General features: G+C 57.2%; 3 protein-coding genes. All 3 read right to left on the reverse strand.

All coding sequences use genetic code 11. The features are described 5' to 3' along the window. A partial coding sequence (locus OXU43_03440) for a hypothetical protein (GenBank protein MDD9824213.1) occupies window positions 1-187 on the reverse strand: 187 nt, incomplete at its 3' end. A gap of 15 nt (window positions 188-202) precedes the next feature. Further along, the gene (locus OXU43_03445; protein MDD9824214.1) at window positions 203-1429 is read right to left on the reverse strand and encodes a restriction endonuclease subunit S; all 1227 of its coding nucleotides are present in this window, start codon (window positions 1427-1429) and stop codon (window positions 203-205) included. Next, entirely contained in the window at window positions 1426-3540 is a 2115-nt protein-coding gene (locus OXU43_03450; GenBank protein MDD9824215.1) for an N-6 DNA methylase, read from the reverse strand. The genes OXU43_03445 and OXU43_03450 overlap by 4 nt, the downstream gene beginning before the upstream one ends. Window positions 3541-3587: the final 47 nt, after the last annotated feature.

Below are 3587 nucleotides of genomic sequence, written 5' to 3' on the forward strand. Positions count from 1 at the left end.
CCATCTTTTCCTTTATGCTCGTGGAAATTGATTGACCAGGAAGAATGTCTTGGTCAGACCAGCTCTTGAGCAAATTTTTTTTGTTGAGCAGAACGAGAGCACGCTCCATAGATTCCTTGTACTGCTGATCTGAATGACAATAACTATAGAACAGATTCACGGGAAAAGTTGATTGCTGTTTGGTCATGATTTAGTTCCTCTATTAGACGATGGGCGACAATATATCTCCCTTCATCAACTGTGGTAAAAGCAAATCCCGGGCCTGGGATAACATCCGGTTCTCCCGCGCAAGCAGAAAAATCTGCCGGACAACCGGCTCCACCGTCTCGTTGAACAGGCGCGCAATCGCTTGTTGCGGTTGTAAGAAAGTTAGGGTCTTCATTTTACCCTGACTAACGCCAGGTTGCGCAGTATTGGCGTTGAGATTGGCGATGTGCTGGCGCGTTTCATCTTGGGCTACCCAAAAGTATAGCAGGTTTTGTCCCACTTCCGGGGCCGCTCTCAGAGTGAATACGTGCTCATTGACAGCGCACTGTTTATGCGGAAAACCATCACCGAAATACGAGGATCGCCCGATATTAGCGCCGTCTTTATAAACGACTATATCGCGGCTCCGCACTACTCCTTTGCGCATAGCGCTAAAGTATTCTTCCGAAACATACTTCTCTTTGGCATAGTCATACTGGCCGATACCAATGACATTTTCCGCACCGATGGATGGGATACCTTCTTCTTTGGCCCCGCCTTTCGGGCGTCCGCCTGACTCAAGATATACGAGAACCTCGCCAAGCGATTTTCTCTCCCACCCCTCCGGCACGCCGTTGGTAACAGGGATGCGCTCATGGCCGGGGAAGCGGAGATGGATGAACCACTCTTTGTAGAGGAGCCGTGCCGATTTCTCTAGCAACTGAATCCGTCGCCGGTTGTTCTCGATCAGGCCATCGTAGGCGGAGAGAATCGAGGCGATGCGCTCCTGAATAGGGATTGGGGGCACCTCGACTTCCACCTTGGCCAACTTCTCACGGGGCAGATGTTTGATCGTCGCACCGGTGAACAAAGGAGAGAAATGGCCAGTCCGCCCCTTGTGCAGAAATAAGTAAAACAGAAACTCTTTATTCAAACATTCGCGCGGTCGAATCCGATGCAAGGCTTTCTGGAACATCATTCCCGGAATCTGCTCCTTCCAGATCGCGCAGCGGCCAGGATCGCCTCCTTCGCACATAACAATGTCGCCATACTTCAGGCCAAAGCGATCCAATTCGCGATGCTCAAAGCGCATCTCCCGAAGATCTTTGAGGTCGAATTCGCCCCACCGTACATTCACGTTCGCTAGATACGGGAGAAGATCACCCCTGTTCTTCTTCTGATCCAGCATCTTGCCCAGACAAAAGTCTGCAACGACATCGAGATGTTTCCTCTCCCATCTCATACCCCCAACCCCTCAAAGTTTTTCTTGATGGTCGCGGCCAGCGTCGCCGCCTCAGCGTTAAGGTCCTCCAATTCCGCATGAATCTCGCGCAAGGTTTCGGCGAAGTCAGAACCCTCGTCCTCCGCCTCCGGGGCCACGCCCACATAGCGGCCGGGGGTTAAACTCCAGTCGCTGGCTTCAATTTCGTCACGGCCCACTAGTTTAACCAGCCCCGCCACATCGCGCAGTTTCGCATCGGGGAAGCGCTCGGTCAGCCAGCGTGCCTGGCGCCAGAAGTAGCGCACCTTTTTGAGTTGCTCCACGGCCTGCCGGCGCGCACTGTCAACGGACTTGCGGGTGCGGGCGATGTCGCGGCTATTCCATGCGCCGTTCGCTTTTGCGCCGCGCTCTTCCTTACAGACATCAATCAGCCGCGTGGCGAGTTGGTAGAGCAGATCGGCCTGCTTGACCAAGTTGCGGCTGGTTTCGGCAACAGGCGTCAGACGATGGACGGCTTGTTTCAGTTTGCCGTTGGCAAGCTTCTGTTTCTTCCATGCCGCTTGTTGCCCGGAGATTGTTTTCCGAAAGGCGTTCGCATCTTTATCGAAGGCACACGCGGCATCATCCAGCTCCTTGAAAACCCCGGCGGGGGCTGCCTCCGCCGCCAGGGTTTTGAGCAACGGCGTCAGCGTCCCGCGCAGCGAATGCAACGAGGCGAGGAAATCCAGCAGCGGTCGTACCGCTTTGCCGTCTTCGTCCCTGGCGCTGAAACACCCGTCGCTCTCGTCCAGCGTGCGGGCGCAGTAGGAGGCCACCAAGTCAAGGTAGCGTCCAGTCTCGCCCCGGTACAGCCAGACAATGGCCAGCAGGTTTCGCTCCTGCTCGGGGCTGAAGTCGCAGATCTTGCGCGTGACTTTGCGGTACACGTTACGCGCGTCAATCATCAGCACCTGGTCGCGGCGCGCTTTCGGTTTGGCGCGGTTGAGGAACCACAATTCGCAGGGCACGGTGCGGGTGTAGAAGAAGTTGGAGCGGACGGCGATCATCGCCTCCACATCGCCAGTCTCCACCAGTCTGCGGCGCACTTGGGCCTCGCCGCCGCCGGCGCTGGATGCCTGCGAAGACATGACGAACCCTGCCCGCCCGGTTTCGCCGAGATAACTGTAGAAGTAACTGATCCAGACATAATTGCCGTTGCCAACATTGCCCTTTTTGTTGACGCCAGGCAGGCCGAAGGGCAGGCGCGGATCGCTCTTCACTTTGTCGGCGTCTATTTCGTCCACATTGAAGGGCGGGTTGGCCATCACGTAATCCGCTCCGCCCACAAATTTGTGCGGGTCTTCGTAATAGGCGATGGCCTTCCTGATGTCGCCTTCAAGACCATGGACAGCGAGGTTCATCGTGGCCAGGCGGATGGTGGTGGCATTTTTCTCCAGACCGCGAAAGGTGAGTTGCTCGGTGGGATTCCGGCCGTGCTCCTCCACGGTGCGCGCGCTCTGCACGAACATGCCGCCGGAGCCGCAGGCCGGGTCCAGCACCGTGCCGCGTTCGGGGTCGAGCACATGGGCAATCAGCGAGACCAGCGAGACGGGGGTGAAAAACTCGCCGTCATCGTGGGCTTTCTGGTCGGCGAACTGGGTGAGGAAGTATTCGTAGATGCGGCCGAAGACATCGCCGGAAACCCGCTTCAGCGCGTCGGGGTTCAGGGTGCGCAGCAGTTGGCCGAGGACTTCGTTGCTCAGTTCCTGGTATTCGCTCTTGGGCAGCGCGCCGCGCAGGTTGTCGTAGTCGCCCTCGATGGACTCCATCGCCTTGATGATGGCCTTGGCGCGGTCGGCGCCGTCGGGCAGGGCGACCAAGCGCTCGAACTGAGCCTCGGGGCGCAGAAAAATGGCGCCCCGCTGGGAGAAGTCCTCCTTACTGGGCTGGAGTTTCTTACCGCGGCGCACGGGCAGATTGGCTTCCACCTTGTCCTTCACCGCCAGGTAGCGACTGTAGGCGTGGCGCAGAAAGACCAGGCCCATCACCGGCAGGAAGTATTCGTTGCTGGCGTAGTTGGAGTTGGCGCGCAACGTGTCCGCTGCTTGCCACAGGCGTTTTTCGATGGCTTCGATGTGTTCCAGTTGTGCCATAACTTAACCGGTTTACGGGCAACCTCGGAGGCAAATCCATCATGCAA

Source organism: Gammaproteobacteria bacterium, from assembly GCA_028817255.1.
In the GTDB taxonomy this organism is placed as follows: domain Bacteria; phylum Pseudomonadota; class Gammaproteobacteria; order Porifericomitales; family Porifericomitaceae; genus Porifericomes; species Porifericomes azotivorans.